This window comes from Bacteroidota bacterium (assembly GCA_018698135.1).
In the GTDB taxonomy this organism is placed as follows: Bacteria; Bacteroidota; Bacteroidia; order CAILMK01; family JAAYUY01; genus JABINZ01.
This window is the reverse complement of sequence record JABINZ010000195.1, coordinates 1-21855: the sequence shown is the minus strand read 5'-3', so window position 1 is coordinate 21855 and position 21855 is coordinate 1. Positions and strand designations below refer to the sequence as shown.

Genomic DNA, 21855 nt, shown 5'->3' with positions numbered 1-21855 from the left:
ATTGTTTTTTCCCTGAACTCAGGTTGAAAGAACAGTAAAGCTCAATTGGAGCAAGTACAAAAAAAAAGGGAGCTAAATGCTCCCTTTTTTTGTATCATATGGTTTTTACCATGACCATAAATCGTGTTCCCATTCAAATAATTTATTCTTAATCTTCTCTGCTTCAAGTAAAGCATCAAATGGGTTTGTTTTGAATTCTTCAAATTCAGCAATAGCATTGTCAAATGCATTTGATTCTTTCACCACATAACTGGTAAACATTCTCATTTCAAAGAAATCGAGATAGTTCAAACGCATGGCATCATTTTGCCTATTGAAAATTTCCTGACTTACAATCACTTTCTTAAAGTCATCCCACTTTGTCCAGAACAATTCTTGCTCACCTAAATCCTGACCAGCTACCATGAGGTTAAATAAAGGAGCAATGGCAATAATTCGCACAAAAAACATAGAACGTTGTTTGTCGAAAACCCAGTCTTCCATTACTTTATACCTTGTTATATCAGAAGGTCGGAAAGGATTGATAACTGTAGAGTCGTAGCAATAATCTGGATAATCCGGATCTGGACACACCTCAATTACTTCTTCTTCTCCACCGCGGGTAAGCACTTCTTCGGCTGTATAAAAGCGGATCAAAGAATCATTTGTATAAGCTGTAACTGGAGCACTTCCGTAACCAGTTGTAGCAGATTCATAAATAATTCTATAAAGTGGATTTCTTGGCCATTTCATAATGACATTGATCTTTTCACGGGTATCAATTACCCGGTGAATTCTCATAGCGTACATCACATCAGCCTCTCTAAGAGGAGGATAGGGTACTATTTTACGTTCTTTTATGGCTTTTTTCTCGTAAGTAAAATCTCCATATTCAGTTTGTGCACTGGCAGTAAAAACACCAGATAAAACTGATACGAGAACGATGAGCCAAAAAATCCTGACTTTATTCATAGGTCCTTTATTTTACAGTTAATACAATAGCACCTGGTAATTGCTTATTAGGCACACCTGGAGCAGTTGCGTAAATATTAGAGATGATAATAATATCTCCTCTCTGAGGACTTCCCATAGCACTTTTCATAGCACTAGTAATGTTTGGTCCATTTCCAGGATAGAAAATGGCTTGTCCTTTCTTTGGTTGATATACAAATTTGAACTTAGTAACTTTATACTTCAGGTCAAATGGGAAGTTTTCTAATCGAACAGAAATGAAATTGACAATACGAATTTCACCTGCACTGATTTCGCCACCAGCTTTTGATCCAAAATAAGGGGTTGGGTTTGGTACTCTTTTTATACGAAATACAGAGGGTGCACCTACTCCCTTATAAGATCCATCAGGTTGCTTTACAGAAACACTGATTTTTGCTTCACGGATTTTACCCTTACTATCATTTACCTTAGCCATGTACTGGCCAGGCTTTCCTGAAGTTAATGAACCGCCAGCAATATTGGCTCTGATATCTTGTGGGCGATAACCAGGTACGGAAATCTCCATCGGATTTTCTAGTCCAATATAAAGTACGTTCATTTTGGTTGCAGAAATAATAGCGGGTGCGTTAAACACATCATATGCTAAACGAAACGGATATCTTGTAACTTCATCAGTACCTTTTTTAGCAACAACTATTTCACCTTCCTGATCGAAAGACATTTGCTGATTGGTAGCTCCTTCGAAAGTTGCTTTACCATCAATTACTTCATATTCTTTACCACCAATAAAAATTTGTGGTTGTTGTTTTGAATCATATGCTGCTAATAAAATTTCAGCAGTATATTGTTCACCAACAGCAACAGCACTTTTTCCGGTTGTTACATTTACTACAGGAATGAGCTTGTCAAATTTATAGTCATCTCTTCCAATTGAATTAAGCAAAGCATCAATAATGTTTGCTTGAGTTGTTCTGATATCCTGCTGTATTTTAGTTAGTAATGTAACAGCAGCAATGGCAGGAACCATGTGGAAGCTTTCTTCTGCCCAAGTAGTATTTGCCTTTTTTGGCTCATCTACTTTTAAAGTAACGTTTGGTAAAAAGTTATTGTAATCAATTTCTTTGACGTCTTTAATTTGAACAAGCAGATCATCGCGAGACTCTCCAATCTTTTCTTCCAAGAGATCTCCTAATCCAAGGTTGATGAAAAGGCGTGGAGCTACTTCAAGATTTTTCATGTCCCTCATGAGACTATCAGTGGTAATTTCAGTATCCTCTTCCGGATCCTGTCCACCACTTTCCCAAATAACGCGTTTTCTTAAATTTTCAACATGATCATAAAGATCGTCACATATTTTATTTACATTGTTTGCTCTTCTATTGAAATCTTCTGCTGAAGCAGCGGTTGCGGATTTACTCATGAGATTTGCAAACTGTTCCATGGTTTGACCTTTTTTCTGATCAATCAATTCAATTGATTTGGTCATACCATCATTCACAGTCTGGAAAGCTTTGAGAATCTCAGCAGATACATTCAGTGCAAGTAGAGCCGTCAACACCAGATACATCATATTGATCATCATCTGGCGCATCGGGTTTGTTTTTCCTACAGACATTCTTTTATAAATTTAAAAGTTAACATAAAGAAATAATCAATTTCCACTATTTCATGGACATTGCGCTGAGCATATTGCCATAAATATTATTCAACGATGATAGATTCTCATTTAGTTTAGAAAATCCTTCATTCAACTGAACTGACAATGCTCCTGCATCAGAAAGGTTACCTAAAACGTCACCTAATTTCTCCTGATATTGGTTAAGAGCTTCTTTATGTTTAGACTGCTCATTTAATTCAACTTCATACATTGAATTCAATGATGTTAAATGCTGTGTTGCTTTGCTTATTTCATCAAAATATCCTTGTGTATTTTGTGTAGCACTTCCTAATTGAGACATTGCAGTGGTGAAGTTTTCATTAAATTCACCTAAACCTTTAATGTGCTTATTAGTTTCTTCAATTTCTTTCTCATACATTACATTCAATGAAGAAAGATTTGTTGAAGCTGTTTGGAGTTGATCGAAATACTCCTTACCAGAACCTGAAGCTTCAGATAAAGTAGACATAGCTTCGGCAGCTTTACCGTAAGATTCATTGGCTTTTGCTAAATTCTCAGATGCTGCATTTACTTTTTCTGTATAAGCAGATGTTGCAAGATTTGCATTGCTTACCTCTTTAAGACCATCCAGTGTGTTTGAAAATTTATTCATTCCTTCACCTAAACGATTCACCATGTGTGATTCGATTTTTGCATCTTCCAACATTTTGTCAATTTCTGCTGAAACACTTTTCTTGACTCTTTCTTCTCCTTCAACATCTTCAACAGCTAATTCTGGATATACTTTAGCCCAGTCAAATTCTTTTTGTGTATCAAATGCAGATATAAAGAAAATTAATGCCTCTGTTGACAGACCAAGGGTAAGCATAATTCCAGCTCCTTTCCAGTGCATAATTTTAAAGAGTGCACCGAGGATAACAATGGAAGCTCCCCATCCGTATAATTTGGCCATGAAAGATTTGAAAGCTTTACTTTCAAAAAAATTGCCTGATTTTTCCTTCTTTGCTTTTTTCGCCTTTGCCATGTTTAATTAATTTGATTTAGTTAGATATTTATTGATTAATTAATAATTCGAGTTTTTGTCCTTGATGGAACGACCCATATAAGTCATTACACAACGGAAACCTACATATGCTTTTGCTGTATCCTGATATTCGAAAGTACGAGTTCCGTTTTGTAACCAATATCCTACATCTTTGTAAGAGCCGCCACGAATGGATTTCCTTTTCATACTTCCATTATCATCCTCAGAAGCATCGTAATAGTAGAATGGGTTCATATCATCGATAACTGCATTTATTCCTTCATTATACGCATTATCAGTCCATTCCGATACATTACCAGCCATACAATACAAGCCATAATCATTTGGGAAGTAAGAAGTAACTTTTACGGGGTAGTAGCCACCATCTTCACTATAATTTCCACGCAGAGGTTTGAAGTTAGCCAAGAAACAACCTTTACTGTTTCTTAAATAAGGTCCTCCCCATGGATATGGGTTAAAGTCTCTGCCACCACGAGCTGCATATTCCCATTCTGCTTCTGTTGGTAGTCTGAATTCATTGACTTTGGGCATGCCTATTGATTTGTAATAATCATTCAGATATTTGGTTCTCCAATGAGCAAATGCTTTTGCTTGTTTCCAGCTTACACCAACTACAGGATAGTCATCATATCCTGGATGGTAGAAATAAAGCTGTGTTAAAGGATCGTTGAATGAATAGGTAAAGTCACGAATCCAACATAAAGTGTCAGGATAAACCGGAACCATCTCATCTCTGCGGAAAGTACTTCTGCTAGGTGCATTTCCTTTTCGTGTATCTTCATAATAGATTCTTTTAGAAGCTTCATGCAGATCCATCCAATGATAATCGTATTTGAATCCACGAATATCAAATTCGTAAATATCGCCTTCGAAAATATCATCTCCCTGGTAGAACATTTCGGTAATATTCTCTTTTACCTCAGGATCGCTGTATCTGAGCTTGGTTTTCCAATTAATGTACTCATCACCATTGTCATTTTCAAGTACATATTCATCCCCAAGCATTTTTCTGGCCATTGAGTCTCGTACCCAGTGTACAAACTGGCGATACTCATTATTGGTTATTTCCGTGTCATCCATAAAGAAGGATTGCACGGTAACCTGCATGGGACGTGATGTCAGCGCGTAGATAATGTCCTGATCACTTTGGCCCATGTGATAAGTTCCAGTTGGAATGTTGACAGTACCGAATGGCTGAGGGTGATTCCAGATCATTCTGCCTTTTACCCCTACGAGTTGACCTTTGGTATTGTTAAGGCCACAGCTCTGTAGGAATAGACCTAAGCAGATAGTTCCGAAAGTTAGAAGTCTGATGTTTTTATAAACTCTCATGATGTTGATAATTAATCAATGAGCAAAATTAAAATTAAAAATTATTTAAACCAAAATATTAACGCAATTAATTCAAAGTTATTATTTCAGGTGTTTATTGTTTCTTTTTTTTATTGTTTTTAAATAACGACTTATCCACAATTTTATTGTTATAAGTATCTGGGCGTCCAGATAATATTCGGGATAATTACACGTGGTTTAATCACAATTTTGAAACAATAACTTATGAGCACTTCATGCGTACCTTGGCTATATTTATTTAACTCTGTCACTGTTAAGTCGTAAGCGTATCCAAATTTTAAATTAGATGTCAATTTCAGCCCCAAAAGTGCCGAAACAGCATCTCCTTGTCGATATTGTAATCCTCCCCAAAACCGATCTTTATACATCACATTCATGTTAATGTCAAATTGTTTTCTTGCTTTATCGATTTTATATAGAACGGAAGGTTGGAATTCAATAAAAGGATTTGATGGCAGGACAAATGAATATCCAGCGGTTAAATATGATTGGCGAACAATTTCATATTGTGGGCCTCCCCAGTTAAATGTACCGGGAATAAGGTGTTGTGATGAAATTCCTGCAAAAAATTTATTTTGAGAAAATACATAAAGGCCGGCACCCAAATCAGGTCGAATGGCACTTTGTTGTCCAGAAGGAATTGTTGGATCGTTAGGATCTGGTGCTCTCCAGAAAGTATTGTTAATCCCTTTTTGGATTATTCCAGCATTAATGCCTAAATAAACGGCTCCAAAACTAAAATAGCGCTTTAATGAAAAGGCGATATTTGCCGTTGTTGTTAGGTTATAGCCTTCAACATCGTTTAATACATACATACCTACGCCACCAAAAGTATTGCTGTTTGGGATGGGTGCATGTAGGCTAAATGTATTGGTGGTTGGAGCTGCGCCTACATATTCGTCTGCATCGCTCCCAAAGCCACTCCACTGGTTATGGAGCAGAAACGTTGCACAAATAAACTCAGGATTTGTGCCAGCAAAAGCTGGATTGTAAACCAATTTGTTAAACATGAAATTGGTATACAGTGGATCTTGCTGAGCTTTAAGCTGATAAGAGCTTAAAAACAGTAAGAAAAACATCATTAATCCTGAGAAGTGTAATTTGTTTACCCTCATATTAATTGCATTAAACGTTGAAAACCCTCTACTACTAGTAGTAAAAAGAATGCAATATATGAAAAAATGTAAATAGGTGGGAGACTCTGACGTATTAATTTTCAATTATTTATTGAAATTTTTGATAAATTGCTCAAGAGCCATTTTCATAGATGGAGCTTGGGGTGTTGGTGCTTCAATATCTAATCTTAATCCAGACTCAGTAACCGCTTTGGCTGTGTTTTCACCAAAGGAGGCAAATTTAATATCACCTTGCTTGAAATTTGGAAAATTTTCATGCAAAGAAGTGATACCTGCAGGGCTGAAAAAAGAAATAATATCAAAAGAATCAATAGCAATATCCGTCAAATCTTCAGAAACTGTTTTGTATAGGATTCCTGTAGTATAGGGGATTTTTTGTGAATCCATGAAATAAGGGATGTCACTATTACTGATGTTTGAGCATGGAAAAAAGAATCTTTCATCTTTGTGTTTTAAGATGATGTCTTTGATGCTTTTGTCCTTTGTTTTGGGAAAGAATATTTTCCTTTTCCGGTAAGTAGTGAATTTTTGGAGATACAATGCAAAAGCTTCACTGATACAGAAAAATTTCATGTTGGCAGGAACTTCCACTCGAGTTTCCTTGCAAATCCTAAAGAAATTTTCGATTGCTGTTCTGCTGGTCATGATAATGGCCGTATGATCAAGAATGCGAATTCTTTCTTTGAGAAATTCCATGGCGGGAATCTGATCCACACGAATGAACTTCTTATACGTAATTTTTACATTGTACTTGTCAGCCAAATCGATGAAGGGTGATTTCTTATCTTGAGGCTCGGGCTGTGATATTAAAATATTCTTTATTCTCAATTGTATAGCGTTTAATTAATAAACCAGCTAAATTCTCTAATAAAGAGCAAATAGAGTGATATTTCAAAAACGCAAAGATACAGAATTATATAGATACTATTAAATTGATATGATTTTTTTATCAAAAAATAAATTCGAAAAATCCGAAAGACAAAAATGGCAATAACCACAACTAACAAAATTGCAAATGCGGTAAACTGGTAGGAATCTTTGAGATAGGAAGCAATGAATAATGTAGGGGCTAATACAATTCCTAATACCCGGTTGAAAATTAATATGTTAGAAATATGAATGTTGAAAACAGAAGTGTCGAAAAAAGTATTGTAACCGATGAGTATAACAATTAATTGTGCGATAAAAAAAACAGCTACACCTGCAAAAAATAATTCAAAATGAGCTGAATGTTTTATGTTAAGCAAGCTGTATAAGAGTATTGATATTGAGCCAATAAATATGAAGTCAAGTAAAATATTATTAATTAATAGTATAACATTTTTTTTGTGATAATTAGCTAATAGATAATTTCCATTGGCAGCAAATAAAAAAAGATCTCTAAAATACTCAGGACTAACCAATCGGATATAAATTATGATGATGAAAAGAATAATGAAACCAAAAAACATATGCGTGTTGGCATAGGGACTCTTGGTTTTTTTGATAAAAGTATTTTCCTCTTCAACCGAAATAGTAGATATATCGGCTATATTTAATTCATATAGAGCAGTTGTGTTAGCTGAAGTTATACTGTCTTTTTCAAATGACGTTATTGAATCAGAAACATTATCTGCGGTGTTTGAGACAGAATTATTCGTCAAAAAAAACAAAAAAAGCAATATGAAGGAAAGGCGGATCATGAAGTGATAAATAATTTTTTCAATAATTGCTGAACGGTTTCTAAAGCGATAACTTTTATCTTACTTGAATGTGCTTGAATTTTTTTATTGTAACTGGAAACAAAAATCTGATCGAAACCCAATTTTTCTGCTTCTGAAATTCTTTTACCCAATTGTCTTACAGGTCTGATTTCTCCAGAAAGTCCAATTTCACCAGCAAAACAGCTGTTATTACTAATTGGATTGTCATAGAAAGAAGAGACAAGAGCTGAAAATACAGCTAAATCTGTTGAGGGATCTTCAACCTTAATACCTCCAGCAATATTTAGAAAAACATCTTGCGAAATCATTTTCAATCCACATCTTTTCTCCAGTACCGCAAGAAGCATTGAAAGTCGTCTGTTGTCAAAGCCGGTGCTGGTGCGCTGGGGTGTTCCATAATAGCTGGGTGTAACCAGTGCTTGGATTTCAATAAGCATGGGGCGTATGCCTTCTAAGGTAGCAGCTATAGAAATACCGCTTAAATCAATGTCTCTTTGTGACAATAAAACCTCAGATGGATTCAACACTCCTTCCAGTCCCTTTTCATTCATTTCATAGATGCCAATGTCGGAAACTGAGCCAAATCGATTTTTAATGGTTCGTAAAATCCGATAATCATAATTTCTGTCACCCTCAAAATAAAGAACCGTATCAACCATGTGTTCCAGAATTTTGGGGCCAGCGATATATCCTTCCTTGGTAATGTGGCCAATTAAAAACGCGCTGATATTATTTTTCTTAGCAATATCTGAAATTCGTGCGGTACATTCTTTAATTTGAACAACACTTCCTGCAGTGCTTTCAACAAGAGATGTACTAAGGGTTTGAATGGAGTCGATGATTAAAATTGAAGGAGAAAGTGATTCTATAGTTTGAATGATAATTTCCAGATTGGTTTCGGGTAATAAATGGCAATTTGAATTTACCAAGCCAAGTCTTTGTGCTCTTAACTTAATTTGATTAATGCTTTCTTCCCCTGAAATATATAGGACAATGCTGTCTTTCATCTGAAGAGCAAGCTGCAATAGTAGTGTAGATTTGCCAATACCTGGTTCTCCACCCAAAAGAAGTAAGGAGCCGGGCACCAAACCATTTCCAATAATTCGGTGAAGTTCTTTGTCGGGTAATGGAATTCGACTTAGCGCAATGGAATCGTAATTCCCCAACGTTTCAGTGGGTGCAGCCGAACCTTTTAACCGCAATTTGTTTGCTGTTTTTTTATCCGCTACAATTTCTTCCACAAAGGTATTCCATTCTCCGCAGCTGGCACATTTGCCTTGCCACTTCACAGAATTTGTCCCACAATTTTGACAAATGAAAATGCTTTTTAGTTTTGCCATTGAATAATGATCAGGATAACAAATATATTTTCATGAGCGAATTTAGCTCTGATTTTACAGTTCAAGAGCCTAAAGCTTTAAATTTAATGAATTTTCATTGTCCACATAGAAACTGTCTTTTTCAGAAGGACGCTCTGCTGCCTCTTTGGCTAATCGATCGCAACGTTCATTTTCTGGAATCCCAACATGAGCTTTTACCCATTTAAATTCAATCTTAAATTTGGGATAAATTCTTAATAATTCCTGCCATAAATCTGGATTCTTTTTGTTTTTGAATCCTTTTTTTTGCCAATCGAATACCCAGCCTTTTGTAATGGCATTAATCACATAGGCCGAGTCGCTGTGAATAACAATATCCAAGTCAGTTCTTTTCAGCGATTTCAACGCCTCAATTACAGCCAGCAGCTCCATGCGGTTGTTGGTTGTATGGTAAAATCCTTTTGAGAATTCTTTTCGTTTATTGCCAAATTTCAATACGATTCCGTAGCCGCCCGGGCCAGGATTTCCCAAGGCAGATCCATCGGTATATATTATGATTTTGAGTGCCAAAATAGGATTATAAACTGTAGTTATTATCTTTCATTGCAGTAATAATGCTTTGGTGTCTTTTGGTATAATGATGGGCATGAGCTTGAATTAAATCGATTGCTTCTTTGGCAGTAGAAACTTTAAAAACCTTATCGCCTTCCCAATCCACACGTTTTCTGTCATCAATGCGGGTACCAGCCAGTTTCCCACTCCAACCGGGAACATCATAGGCCAAAAGCATACGTTTGAAAGTCCAGGCAAAGGCCATTTCCGAAAGTGTTCCGGCTCGTCCGCCCATGGCAATAACTATATCGGAATTAGCAACAATAGCATTGCGATAAGTATCAAGTCCAGTGGCTATAACCACGTCCGAATATTTATTTGAGTATTGGGGATCGAAACCCGGCAATATGCCAATACACAATCCATCATAATATTTTGTAGATGATTTAGCTCCTTTGGCAACTGCTTCCATAATACCAGTCATTCCGCCACTCAGAATACGAAAATCATGGTCGATTAATGTTTTTCCAAGTTCTTGTGCCAGTAAATATATTGCAGATCCGGTTTCAATACCGGCATCACCAATAACACCTATACTCAGTTTACGGCTTATATGCTCACTCATAAATAGTTCGAATTAGCCTACAAATTTAGGCAAAGAAAACAGGAATATTGTGAAAGAGAACTGAAGTCAAGGCAATTGATCAGCTAATGGTTTCAGCACTTTTACGAGCGTTTGAGTATTCTAAAATTAATTCAATACTTGTTGGATTGGGCATAGCAAAAGCCTGATCCATAATACTCAAGGTTTGTAAGTGAATGTTGTAATCTTCCTTTAGAAAGATGTTTTGATCCATTTGTAACTCAAATTCCTCCTGCTTTAATGGATCGGTTTCATTGTATAAATATTGAAGAATATCTTCATCAGTGTAGCTATTTTGCATAGGCTTTTCAATTTATTAATTTCTTTAATTTATCATAACAACGCATCTGAAGTTAAAATATTATATAAAATTGATAAATAATACAATTTTAGATTCAAAATTTAATCAAAAAGGCTTGAAAGTATTTGTTGATAAGGCATTAGTAAGATCCAAAAAACTTGCGGAAAAACCACTCTGTTGCGAGTAATAGTATAATCAGAAAAAATAACCATTTCAGTTCAATTAAATCCCGTGATTCCATTTCGAAACTACTTCGGCTTTTCAAATTTAGATTCTCAATCAAGTTTTCTATATCACCCATTTGATCAGGATAGAGCATTTTTCCATTTTGTGCTTCAGCTAAATGATACATCAGTTGATGGTTGGCTGTCGTATTAATGTATTCAACTTCAACTTTTTTGACAAAAAAGCTTCCAGTTAGTTTTTGCAGACTTCCTGCGCTTGTGGTAGAGGCTGTAAAACTATATTTTCCTGCCTTTAAATACCCTAGATTAGCTCGATAGCCTTCTTCTGTTTCTATGAATTGAAAAGTCGATTTAATTCCATCTTGAATTATTTCCAATTCAATTTTTGCATGAGGGAACTTTTCGTAGCTTTTATTGTAAAGCTCAACTTCCATTTGAACAGCCTGATCTTCAAAATAATCACCATTGAAATCCTTCAAATGAAAATATCTTTTATCCTCTTTAATCGAAATAAATTGAATGCTTTTTTGAATCAGGTCATTAAAATATGTTTGTGTTTGATTTATTCTAAACTCGGCAAGAGGCCATCGCCAAATCCCTTCACCACATATGAAACCCAGTCGTTTATCGATATCCTGAACGTAAAAAATAAGGGGGTATGGACTTATAACCTGACCAATTTTTTGATTGAAAAGAACTTCATTTTCAAGATTGATGCTGTAACGTCCAAATGGAGCAATTAAAGGTGGCAAATCTTTGATAATGCTTGTGTTTTTAGTTGATAAACTGAAATAGCTGAACGCAGAATTTGGTTCTGCAAAAACTTCCTCGAACGATTGATTTCGGTATTGAATTGTGAGTCCTAAGTTCAATTTGTTCAATTGGGGAAGAGCCGTTTGACTACCTAAAATAACAAGCATTGGGATACTGTTTTTTTCTAAGCTGGCAAATAACTGTTGCAGTGGATTAGATACCGAAGGAAGCTGGTGTAGGATAACCAAGTCTGCATTTAGAATTTCATTTTGATATAATTGAGGATTTCTGTTTATTTCAGAGGCAATAATAATTTTAAGCTTAAAATTATCGTTCTTTTCAATAGATCGTCTTAAAGCGTTTATGTCTGGATGGGGAGAGTTAGCCAGCAAAACAACGCTTTTTCTGCTTTCCAGCACATCAATGTAAAAATCCGCATAATTATTGGCAAAGCTTATTTCTCCATCAAGCTCTTTAATCTGTAATGTAAAATGCTGAAGTCCACTTTTATTTGCATCGTATAAATAATCAATTGTGTGTGAAAAATGCTGATGGTTAATATCAAAATTCCAATTTTTAATCACCTGATTATTATTGGATAAGCTTAATGCCAATTTTTTGTTTTTGAATTTTTCGGCATTTACCCCAATTTTGATTGGGATAGTATTTCCTAAATAGGCAATTTGATTATGCCGAACTTTACTGATTAACAAATCGGCTGAAGGACTTGTGTCGCCTAAAGCAATTGTATAAAAGGGTGCTTTAAAGTCGTTGATTAATCCTAATGGGTCTCTCCCTGCATTGTAGTTTCCGTCTGAAGCAACTATGATGGCACCTATGTTTTTGTTGTAATTCTGTTCATAAATATGATTCAGTATTTCATACATATTTGTTCTGCTATCAGTGAAATCAAGCTCAATTCCAGAATTTACGTTGTTTCCAAAGGTGTAATCAACAATGGTATATTTAGTTTTAAGTTGATTTCGCAATTTGGTTAAGTCTTCTTCAAAAACAGAGGAATAATAAACAGAATCTTTATTAAGTAAAATAGAAGCTGAATTATCAGCTGCTAAAATGATTATTGGTTTTTCATCTTTCCTGAAGTTCTTTTTCAAAAATGGAGATAGTAAAAAAAAACTGATCAAGCTGATAACCACAAAGCGAATGGCGAACATGATCCAGGAAGGAAAAGTAAATATGCCTTTCCCTTTGCGGAAATAATTTACAAAATAGAGTGAAAAGGCAAATGATGCACCTGTAAAAATGCAAATGAGAATGAACCAATGTGGGTAAACTGTACTTAACAATGACTTTTATTAAAGTGTTTATTGCTGCGAATTTAAGGATTTAATTCAGTCTTAAAAGATGTACCTATTTGGTGACTTCAGTTTGTATCCTTTTTATTTCAGCATTAGTTAATCCAAACAAATTAAATACCATCTCATCCAACTCAGCAAATCTTTCTTCGTAAAGTTCCTCATCGGCAGATGCCAGCATGAGTTGGTCAGAAAATTTCTCCAAACGTTCAAGCGTCTGTGTCTCGAATAAAGGCAAGGGTAATTGCTCCAAATGACTTCGAAGAACTTTCAACGCAAAAAACTTCTTTTTGAAAATGAATTGATATAAAGTAGAGTTAAAAAGAGCCATTATTGCTTTTATGGAGTAGTCAGGTATTTTGGGGATCACTATATTGGCGCTGTTTAAGCTTAATCGCTGTTTGTTGTCGTAGGCAAAAACCAATTTGTTGGAAATAAATTTATAAATGAGTTTTTCTTTAGCCTTATAGCGAATTAATGGTGCTGCTTGCTGAAGCTTGTCCCGATCGAACCTAATCCAGTTTTTAGCATTTTTTATTTGGAATTTCTGAATATCAGTGCCTTTTAAAATAACCTGCCAACCTTTTTTTGGCGATTGAGCTAAAAATTCCTTATTGTTTCCGCTTACAATTCCTAAAACCCAGTCAGCCTGATTTTGAAGCGTTTGGTGTTCTAATGAATAAACTTTTTCAATTATGCGCGCATCTTCATTAGTATTGTAAATATCAAAAACCAAATCCTTGTTTCGCTGAAAACGACTCGAGTTAATGGTGTAGCTATCTCCATTTGTGATAATGGGCAAACTGATATTATGTTCAGGAATTTTTTGCAAATCCAATCGAATAACCGGAGTAAATACATTGCTAAAAATCCGATTGTAGTTAAAGATTTTTATGGCTTTTGCATTCTGCAAAATAAACTGCCTGATATCTTTATGAAATTTGATGTTCAGAATGGATTCTGGTAATATATAGGACAAGAAACCTCCCTGGTTCAACAAGTTCAAACCGATAAATACAAAATAGGAGAATGATTCGAGTGTTAAAATGGAGGGATAATTTTCCTTTAAAAAACTGAGTTGCTCAACCTGAAATTCTGCTCCCCATGGCGGATTGCTGATAATTAAATCAAATTTTCTGTTTTTGTGAATTTTATCGTCAAGCGAATAATTATAAATAATGTCTCTTGTATAAATATTGGGACTAAAATTAAAATCCCTGAATAATATCATTAAATTTAATCGAGCAATTTTCACAGCAATGGGATCGATATCATAACCCCAAATATTTTCAGGTTTAATTAAGCGACCCATTTTTTTAATCTGTTTCCCTGCTGCTATTAAAAATTGACCGGTTCCACAGCAAGGGTCCAAGATTTTCACTTGTCCTTTTATTTGATTGAGATACTCACCTGCCATGTTTTCGCATAGCTCTGATGGTGTATAATAGGAGCCTTCTTTTGATTTGTGGCCTTCCGTTAAAATAGATTGATATATACTGCCAATGAAATCACCATCTAAGGCAATCCGAACATCTAAAAGCGGTTGATATTTATCGATTTTAGATTCCAGATTTAAATCCAGCTGCCATAAATTAAGTTCTTGACTGATGTTTTCGTGTAGGCTGTTTTTATTGTAAAACTTGAGTAATTCCTGAAGGGGTAAATTGTCAAATATCTTTTCCTGAACCAACTTATTTAAACATAAAACAAAAATGCTCTCGGCAACTTCAAGCTTGTTTTTGTTGACAATATTGATAATAATCTCGATAAGAGGAACGTCCTCGGGATTTCCAGTATATTCTTCTGGAACAAATGTGCGATTTGAATTCTTTTTATTGGCTCTGTTTCCCAATCTTCCAATTTCGCCATTTTCTATTTGTTCTTTCAAATGCAATACTTGCCGCTTTTGATACAGCAGGGTGTTATTTTTCTTAATTGGCTTTAAATAACCCTGTTTTTCCCAATTTTGTACAGTGGTAGTTGTAATGCCAAGTTGCCTTGCTGTTTCTTTTATGCTAAATGTGCTACTCATGTTTTGCTTGCTTCTAAAACATTGCGAAGTTCGTGAAAAGGCTTATTCCTGCCTCTATCATCTTATTCTGTGATTGTTAATAAGCTAAAAGAATCACTTTTGTTTCATCAGAAAGCAAGCTCTAAGCTATTAATTATTAATTGTTTGCATCATTATTGAACAATTTATGGCATTAAAACAAAGTTATGAAGATAACATCCCTTTTCGGACGTGTGCTATTCGCACTTTCCTTTATCGCCTACGGAATTAATCATTTTCGTCAAACAGCTAAAGCTGCCTCCTACATTCCTGATTATATTCCTTTCCCTGAGATATGGGTATATGCTACCGGAGCAATTTTTATTTTAGCTGGTATAAGCATGGCTATTAATTATAAAGCACGAATTGCTGGATTTGCCCTTGCATCTATTATTCTGGTGTTTATTCTGATTTTATATCTGCCGAATTTGGCAGGTTCAAAAATGGCCATTACCACTTATGCTGCATTTATTGGTGCTTCTTTATTCATTGCAGGAAACTCCAAAGCCTGATTATTGCCAATTATTATTTCTTTTGTGTATGTTTCGCCTTAAGCGATTACTTTAATTGATCTAATGCTTTGATTAGGTCATTTTTTAAAAGATCGAAATTTTCAATTCCTACAGAAAGCCTGATCATCCCCGGATAGGGATATTTAGCACCCCAAACAGCTTCAACCGGAAGCATAATAGAATCAACATCTCCTAAAGTTGGAACAATAGGGATTTGTTCTTTTATTTCTTCAATAAAAGCAAGACAATTTTTTTCTTTCTCGGAATTATCTTTTCCGGCAATATCAAAAGTAATCATAGCTCCAAAAGCATTGCCTCTGGTTAATTTCACTGCATTATTATGTGTAGGGTGAGTTTTGATCCCAGGATAGTGCACAAAATCAATGGCAGGATGTTGTGCTAGTATTTTAGCCAGATTGAATGCATTTTCACATTGTTTTAAAAATCTGATTTCAAAAGTTTTGAGAAATGATAGTAATCTGGAGGCATCTACAGGGCTTATCATATGACCTATCCATTTTCGATAGTTAATCATTTGCTTAAGATCATCCATATCATTTCCCATAACCGCTCCTGCCGTTAAATTTCCATGTCCGGCAAAATATTTTGTAACACTATGAATTACTAAATCAGCACCATCTTCTAAGGGCTTCCAAAGTAAGGGTGTTGAAAAAGTATTGTCAACCAGTACTTTAGCACCATGCCTTTTGGCAAGTTTTATTATTTCTTTTGCATCAGCCACAATAAGCATTGGGTTGGAAACAGCTTCAAAATAAACTACCTCAGGGCGAATTTCTGCTAATATTGCATCAAGCTTATCTAAATTATAGGAGCCATCATCAGCAAAGAAAGTATGTACATCAATTCCCCGTTTTTCTTTGAGAACCAAATCGATATAAGAATTTGTTCCTCCGTAAATCTCAGAAAAAAACAGCCAGGGTTTGGTCGATTTTCCCTTGTGAAATAGGGATAATGCTAAATCTATTGCCGACATACCTGATTGGGTCAGCAAGCTCCAGGCACTGCCTTCAATTTTGGCTAACTCTTTCTCAGCATCAACAACCACAGGATTGCGATATCTGGAATAAATGTAGTTATCAGGTTCATGCGGATGGTTTTGTTCTTCTGAAAATGCTTGTTTTAGTTGTTCAACATTTTCGAATGCAAAGCCAGCATCTTGATAAATTGGACTTTGAATGGAATTGATCTTGTTTTTTAGCATGATAAAAATTGAGTTGTATTGATAAACCTTGAAACGAATTTCCTTAAAATCATTCAAATAGTTAAAAACAAAAATGAAATCGTCTATTATATAAAATTGTGTCCGATTTTTGCATCTCCCGAATTTTAAACAATTAATAATCAAATCATAGTATTATATACTTCATGAGGATTCCAATTTCTATACTGCTATCACTATTTATTAGTACGTTTAATTTTGCACAAAAAGTTGAAGTATTGGACAATACGAATCTTCAGCCATTAGCTGATGTTTATATTTACTGTGGAGGACAATCGGTTTCAACTAATACTTTAGGATATGCTGAAATTGGCATTTTTTCAAAAACAGATAGCATTCTTTTTCTCAGGCAATCCTATAAAAAAATTGTAACATCATATAGCGAACTAAAGGAAGCAGGCTTTAAAATCCAAATGATTGAAAGTGCTATAAGTTTGCCTGTATTTGTAGTTACTTCTGACAAATGGGAACAAAGTAAGCTAGAGGTTCCTGTTAAAATAATTACAATTGATCAAAAACATATATCTTTCGAAAATCCACAAACAGCAGCTGATTTATTAAGCATTTCGGAGGAAGTTTTTGTTCAAAAAAGCCAATTAGGTGGAGGAAGCCCTATGATACGTGGATTTTCCGCAAATAGATTACTATTGGTTGTGGATGGTGTTCGAATGAATAATGCCATTTATCGTAGTGGAAACTTGCAAAATGTAATTTCGTTAGATGCAGCAGCTATTGAAAATACAGAAGTCATTTTTGGACCAGGTTCAGTGATTTATGGAAGTGATGCCCTTGGTGGAGTGATGGATTTCCATACCTTAAAGCCAAAACTTTCTGTGGCCAATGTATCCGAATATTCTGGCTCAGCCTGGATGCGTTATGCCTCTGCCAATCAGGAAAGAAGCACTCATTTTGATTTGAATTTTGGCAGATGTCGTTTTGCCAGTGTTACCAGCTTTACCATGAGCGAGTATGATGATTTGATGATGGGCAATGTGGGATTTGAAGAATATACAAGGAAAGAATATGTGCATCAAGTAAGCGATAGTGATCATGTTTTTAAGAATGCAAATAGAAACAGGCAGGTTCAAACCGCATACAGCCAAATGAACTTTATGCAAAAATTCCGTTTTCGACCTAATGAATACTCTGATTGGATTTATGCTTTTCATTATTCCCAAACATCTGATGTTCCCCGATACGATAGGTTAACACAATACAATAGTGATTCAAATTTGAAATATGCTGAATGGTCTTATGGTCCACAAGTTTGGATGATGAATTCTTTAACCTATGTCAATAAAAAGCAACGAAAATGGACGGATAAAATGAAGTTTATTTTTGCCCGACAAGATTATAAAGAAAGCAGGCATAGCCGAAAAATTTGGGATGAAAATAGGTATAACCGATTTGAAGAAGTTATAGTTTATACATTGAATTTTGATAATGAAAAGAAGCTTAAAGAAGATTCATATATTTTTTATGGAATCGATGGATCATACAATTCCATTTCTTCATCAGCAACAATTTACAACACTAAAACAGCAGCATTAAATGATTACGCGAGTAGATATCCTGATGGATCGCAATACCTGAGTTTAGCTGTTTATGGGAATTATAAAAAAAACATCAGTAAAAAATTAACTTTTGTAACAGGCATGCGCTATAGTCGCGTATTTATTTATTCAATTTTTGACACGAGCTTTTATTCGTTTCCTTTTAAAGATATTACGATCAATACAGGTGCATTTAATGCCAGTGCTGGCTTAGTCTGGCATCCTGATGAAAGCTGGCAAATCAATACAAGTTTGGCTTCTGGATTTAGAGCGCCAAATATAGATGATATTGGAAAGGTATTTGACTCAGAGCCGGGAGCGGTAGTTGTTCCCAATCCTGATCTCAAACCTGAATATGCCATTAATCTGGATTTAGGTGCTGAAAAGTCATTTGGAGAATTCCTCCAGATAGAAGCAACCACTTTTGCAACTTATTTATTGGATGCCATGGTTCGTAGAGATTTTCTTTTCGATGGTCTTGATTCGATTGTCTACGATGGTGAGATGAGTCAGGTTCAAGCTTTGGTCAATACAGGTAGTGCCTACGTTTATGGATTTCATATAGGTGTAAATGCAGATATCAGCACTCCTATAATTATCAAGGCAAGTTTAACGTATACCAGAGGGATGGAAAAGGATGAAAAAAGTGGCGATTATGTTCCCTTAAGGCATGCTGCTCCTACCTTTGCAAGCGTACATTTTGTGTATCAAATTCAGCGTTTTCGTGCCGATTTGTATGGGCGCTATAACGCCATGATTTCCCATAAAGACCTATCTCCTATAGAAATCAGCAAAAGCTATATGTATGCTACTGATGCGCATGGTGATCCCTATTCACCTGCTTGGGGTACATTGAATTTTAAAGCCATGTATCAAATTAATTCGCATATTCAAATCAATGCAGGTATAGAAAACATAACCAATTTACGATACCGCCCTTATTCTTCTGGTATTGTTGCTCCAGGTAGAAATTTTATTCTGGCTTTAAAAGGAAGTTTTTAATCTTCTCAAAGATTAAGTATTCGTTTCTTTCAACTGTATTTCAGGCGTTACAATCTTCATTTCCAAATAGAACTCAAAGCGATCAATCAATTCACTTATGGCAAGTGAAGCAAATAGAATAATAGGTTGAGTTGAATATGCAATTGCCGGAATCACTATGGCAAAAAAGAGTTTGACTACAGTCAGGTTTAGCAGTTTTTGCTCATCCTTTTTTACAAAAAACAATTTCCTGATCAGGTAAATAAGATTTTTTGCCAAAACAACTATAACAAGTAGTTGTGGGAAAGAAATAAGAAACAGGAAAAGAGCAATGTATATGGTTTCTCCTGTGTGGAATATCCTTTTCTGACTAGTAGCTGCTTTTCTGTACAACTGATCGACAGAGATCAGGCTCAGTAGAGCAAGGACAACAGACAACACAAGCAGCGTAATTGATTTGATATCTACATAATATCCAAAAGCCATAATTCCGACAAAAAGAGTGTAAAAGACAATCTCCCTGCTTAGCCATGAATATTTGAAATTCAAAATGGCTCGGAAAGCCCTTATTGGTTTGCCAAGGTGAATTAAGCTCAAACCTAAGCCTGCCAGAGCAGCTGTGAAAAATGGAATGGGGTGAAACTGAATATTGCCAGCTAAACAGGAAAAATAATATCCAACTAAAGTGGCTACAATAAAACTGAATAAGGCTAATGGCCATTCATCTTTCAGCTTGATTTTCTGCTCCACTTTTTCTTCTATAATAATTTCTGGACATCCTGCTGGTTTTAAAACATCAACATCCATAAAAGGAGTCTTGCGATTATTGAAAAGTGGGATTATATCAATTTTAGGCTTTATACCGAATTCTGTAAAACTTGGGATTTGATTCTTACTGTCGGATATAATTCCATAATCCAATGCACCGACAGGACAATTCAAGGCACAAGCAGGTTTTTCATTTTCCTGTAATTTGTGTTCGCAGAAAGTGCATTTCTGCATAATCCCATTTTGCAATTTTGGAGCATCATAGGGGCAAACCCATGAGCAATAGCTACAACCAATACATTTTCGGCTATCAATTAATACAGCATTTGTTTTAGCATCTCTATGGTATGCATTGCTTGGACATCCTTTCATACAGGGTGCTTCCTCGCAGTGATTGCATGCAATAGAAAGATAGAAAAGTGGAATTTGGGATTGCTGATAGCTGTTTGAATTGTGTACGTTTCGCCAATTGTAAGCTAATTCTGTTTTGTTTTCAATTTGACAAGCCAATACACAAGCCTGACAACCAACACATTTATTTTGGTCGAAAATGAAGCCTTTGGTTTGTATTTTAGCTGCTATCTTTGGCATCGGTGAATTAAGTGCAATTATCTAAACAATAAATAATCAGCCTGCAAGTTAAGAATTTATGACGATCCCGTTTTTAAGAAATACATATACTCCTGTTCAAGGCCAAACATATAGTTTATTTGATGGCATAACAACCTACAAATACTTCAGAACGATTGAGTCAATAATTGACAAGCTTTTGATTGATTCCGATTTGAATTCTTTGCTTCAGGAAGTTCGCAAACAGAGTCAACTTTCTTTTACTACAAGAGTAATTCAAAAAGCAAATGCAGATAGATCAATTCAGAATGAAATAAGTGATTTAATTTTTGACAAACTATCTGCCTATACCTCAGGCACCGAAAATCACCTCAAGCAACTAAGTCGTTTCAAACTTCGAGAAAAAGTTGTTTGGACCACAGAAAAACAACATCATCTGTTTATGTTGGAAATTGGAATTCTGAATAGGATCAATTTGTCCAGATTTAAGAATTGCCAAAATAGAATAGCTTTACTTCCCTATTGTTTGCGAGATGAAAACCTTGAATGCAAGTCGATAAAAAAAGATTTTGAAAAGGTTTGTGTCAATTGTTCAACAGCTTGTTTATTGGGTGTGATTAGTTCTTTTCTTAAAAAGCACAAAATTGAAGCTTATTTGTGGAGTGGGAAAAGCTTAAAACCATTATTCAAGCAATATAGAAATAGAAACGAAAGCATTGGGGTGTTGGGAATAGCTTGTATTCCTGAGTTAAGAGAAGGAATGAAAAAAGTGAGTCAAGCAGGAATCCCTGTTATTGGACACCCATTGAATGCCAATCGTTGTCCGAAGTGGATGGGTAAAATGCATCAGACAAATACGGATTTGGTGCAATTAGAAGAGTTATTGGAAAAGAAATGTAAATGATATTTTCATTCTCAGGCAAGCGTTTTATATTTAATCAGTCAATATTTCTAAGTGAAAATAAGTAGTTGCATTAGAAGTTTACAAGAAAAATTTCAGCGTATTTGCATAAAGTAAATATGATTTTTTTTGTAGGTTTGCAGCCTACTTCTAAAAATATGAAGCAATACTTCCTCATATTCTGCTTTATAATGGAAATTCCCGTCAGGGTCTGCTAAGACTTATTGGGTTTTCCTGGAGAATTATTTTTTACATAACATTTTTATTAAATCATTAAAAATCAGTAACTAATCAGGGACAAACATAGCAAGTAATTTTATTCAATTTCTGAGTTTTCCACAATATAGATGACAGGTACACGCTTAGGCAATTAATAGTTGCAATCGAATTGATTTGGAATATTTTAAGAAATGGGAATAACAC

At 35.1% G+C, this 21855-nt stretch carries 18 protein-coding genes; 3 read left to right on the top strand and 15 right to left on the bottom strand.

Annotated features, from left to right (window positions below; all coding sequences use genetic code 11):
- Positions 1-105: 105 nt before the first annotated feature.
- From gldN to HOG71_12775, 13 genes are all read right to left on the bottom strand, one after another.
- A complete protein-coding gene (gldN, locus tag HOG71_12835; protein ID MBT5991730.1) occupies positions 106-951 on the bottom strand; it encodes a gliding motility protein GldN in 846 nt (281 codons plus the stop codon).
- 7 nt (positions 952-958) lie between these two features.
- The gene (gene gldM / locus HOG71_12830; protein MBT5991729.1) at positions 959-2548 is read right to left on the bottom strand and encodes a gliding motility protein GldM; all 1590 of its coding nucleotides are present in this window, start codon (positions 2546-2548) and stop codon (positions 959-961) included.
- 46 nt (positions 2549-2594) lie between these two features.
- A complete protein-coding gene (gene gldL / locus HOG71_12825) occupies positions 2595-3575 on the bottom strand; it encodes a gliding motility protein GldL (protein ID MBT5991728.1) in 981 nt (326 codons plus the stop codon).
- A 39-nt stretch (positions 3576-3614) separates the two neighbouring features.
- Complete coding sequence (locus tag HOG71_12820; GenBank protein MBT5991727.1) at positions 3615-4928, bottom strand: SUMF1/EgtB/PvdO family nonheme iron enzyme; 1314 nt, start codon at positions 4926-4928, stop codon at positions 3615-3617.
- A gap of 149 nt (positions 4929-5077) precedes the next feature.
- Positions 5078-6064, bottom strand: coding sequence for a type IX secretion system membrane protein PorP/SprF (locus HOG71_12815; GenBank protein ID MBT5991726.1), 987 nt, complete (start codon positions 6062-6064; stop codon positions 5078-5080).
- A gap of 105 nt (positions 6065-6169) precedes the next feature.
- On the bottom strand, positions 6170-6913 hold the full coding sequence (locus HOG71_12810) for a uroporphyrinogen-III synthase (GenBank protein MBT5991725.1): 744 nt from the start codon (positions 6911-6913) through the stop codon (positions 6170-6172).
- A gap of 11 nt (positions 6914-6924) precedes the next feature.
- Positions 6925-7767, bottom strand: a complete 843-nt coding sequence (locus HOG71_12805; GenBank protein ID MBT5991724.1) for a DUF4271 domain-containing protein — start codon at positions 7765-7767, stop codon at positions 6925-6927.
- Positions 7764-9128: a DNA repair protein RadA gene (radA, locus tag HOG71_12800; GenBank protein ID MBT5991723.1), complete on the bottom strand. Its 1365-nt coding sequence runs from the start codon at positions 9126-9128 to the stop codon at positions 7764-7766. The genes HOG71_12805 and radA overlap by 4 nt, the downstream gene beginning before the upstream one ends.
- 69 nt (positions 9129-9197) lie before the next feature.
- On the bottom strand, positions 9198-9677 hold the full coding sequence (gene rnhA / locus HOG71_12795) for a ribonuclease HI (protein MBT5991722.1): 480 nt from the start codon (positions 9675-9677) through the stop codon (positions 9198-9200).
- 7 nt (positions 9678-9684) lie between these two features.
- Complete coding sequence (locus tag HOG71_12790) at positions 9685-10272, bottom strand: TIGR00725 family protein (GenBank protein MBT5991721.1); 588 nt, start codon at positions 10270-10272, stop codon at positions 9685-9687.
- Positions 10273-10363: 91 nt separating this feature from the next.
- The gene (locus HOG71_12785) at positions 10364-10603 is read right to left on the bottom strand and encodes a hypothetical protein (protein ID MBT5991720.1); all 240 of its coding nucleotides are present in this window, start codon (positions 10601-10603) and stop codon (positions 10364-10366) included.
- Between the two features lie 139 nt (positions 10604-10742).
- Complete coding sequence (locus HOG71_12780) at positions 10743-12848, bottom strand: hypothetical protein (GenBank protein MBT5991719.1); 2106 nt, start codon at positions 12846-12848, stop codon at positions 10743-10745.
- Between the two features lie 64 nt (positions 12849-12912).
- Positions 12913-14889: an N-6 DNA methylase gene (locus HOG71_12775; protein ID MBT5991718.1), complete on the bottom strand. Its 1977-nt coding sequence runs from the start codon at positions 14887-14889 to the stop codon at positions 12913-12915.
- Between the two features lie 185 nt (positions 14890-15074).
- Between HOG71_12775 and HOG71_12770 the strand changes: the two genes are divergently transcribed.
- On the top strand, positions 15075-15419 hold the full coding sequence (locus HOG71_12770) for a DoxX family membrane protein (protein MBT5991717.1): 345 nt from the start codon (positions 15075-15077) through the stop codon (positions 15417-15419).
- A gap of 46 nt (positions 15420-15465) precedes the next feature.
- On the opposite strand, the gene HOG71_12765 is transcribed toward HOG71_12770, so the two are convergent.
- Positions 15466-16641, bottom strand: a complete 1176-nt coding sequence (locus tag HOG71_12765; GenBank protein MBT5991716.1) for an aminotransferase class V-fold PLP-dependent enzyme — start codon at positions 16639-16641, stop codon at positions 15466-15468.
- A gap of 164 nt (positions 16642-16805) precedes the next feature.
- Between HOG71_12765 and HOG71_12760 the strand changes: the two genes are divergently transcribed.
- Positions 16806-19214, top strand: coding sequence for a TonB-dependent receptor (locus HOG71_12760; protein MBT5991715.1), 2409 nt, complete (start codon positions 16806-16808; stop codon positions 19212-19214).
- 12 nt (positions 19215-19226) lie between these two features.
- On the opposite strand, the gene HOG71_12755 is transcribed toward HOG71_12760, so the two are convergent.
- Positions 19227-20552, bottom strand: a complete 1326-nt coding sequence (locus HOG71_12755) for a 4Fe-4S binding protein (protein MBT5991714.1) — start codon at positions 20550-20552, stop codon at positions 19227-19229.
- A gap of 58 nt (positions 20553-20610) precedes the next feature.
- Here HOG71_12755 and HOG71_12750 point away from each other — a divergent pair, with 58 nt between their 5' ends.
- Positions 20611-21435: a DUF116 domain-containing protein gene (locus HOG71_12750; GenBank protein ID MBT5991713.1), complete on the top strand. Its 825-nt coding sequence runs from the start codon at positions 20611-20613 to the stop codon at positions 21433-21435.
- Positions 21436-21855: the final 420 nt, after the last annotated feature.

Excerpts from the sequence above, each read along its gene's own strand:
- gldN (MBT5991730.1), bottom strand. The coding sequence starts at position 951 with ATGAATAAAGTCAGGATTTTTTGGCTCATCGTTCTCGTATCAGTTTTA.
- gldM (MBT5991729.1), bottom strand. The coding sequence starts at position 2,548 with ATGTCTGTAGGAAAAACAAACCCGATGCGCCAGATGATGATCAATATG.
- gldL (MBT5991728.1), bottom strand. The coding sequence starts at position 3,575 with ATGGCAAAGGCGAAAAAAGCAAAGAAGGAAAAATCAGGCAATTTTTTT.
- HOG71_12820 (MBT5991727.1), bottom strand. The coding sequence starts at position 4,928 with ATGAGAGTTTATAAAAACATCAGACTTCTAACTTTCGGAACTATCTGC.
- HOG71_12815 (MBT5991726.1), bottom strand. The coding sequence starts at position 6,064 with ATGAGGGTAAACAAATTACACTTCTCAGGATTAATGATGTTTTTCTTA.
- HOG71_12805 (MBT5991724.1), bottom strand. The coding sequence starts at position 7,767 with ATGATCCGCCTTTCCTTCATATTGCTTTTTTTGTTTTTTTTGACGAAT.
- radA (MBT5991723.1), bottom strand. The coding sequence starts at position 9,128 with ATGGCAAAACTAAAAAGCATTTTCATTTGTCAAAATTGTGGGACAAAT.
- HOG71_12785 (MBT5991720.1), bottom strand. The coding sequence starts at position 10,603 with ATGCAAAATAGCTACACTGATGAAGATATTCTTCAATATTTATACAAT.
- HOG71_12775 (MBT5991718.1), bottom strand. The coding sequence starts at position 14,889 with ATGAGTAGCACATTTAGCATAAAAGAAACAGCAAGGCAACTTGGCATT.
- HOG71_12770 (MBT5991717.1), top strand. The coding sequence starts at position 15,075 with ATGAAGATAACATCCCTTTTCGGACGTGTGCTATTCGCACTTTCCTTT.
- HOG71_12765 (MBT5991716.1), bottom strand. The coding sequence starts at position 16,641 with ATGCTAAAAAACAAGATCAATTCCATTCAAAGTCCAATTTATCAAGAT.
- HOG71_12760 (MBT5991715.1), top strand. The coding sequence starts at position 16,806 with ATGAGGATTCCAATTTCTATACTGCTATCACTATTTATTAGTACGTTT.
- HOG71_12755 (MBT5991714.1), bottom strand. The coding sequence starts at position 20,552 with ATGCCAAAGATAGCAGCTAAAATACAAACCAAAGGCTTCATTTTCGAC.
- HOG71_12750 (MBT5991713.1), top strand. The coding sequence starts at position 20,611 with ATGACGATCCCGTTTTTAAGAAATACATATACTCCTGTTCAAGGCCAA.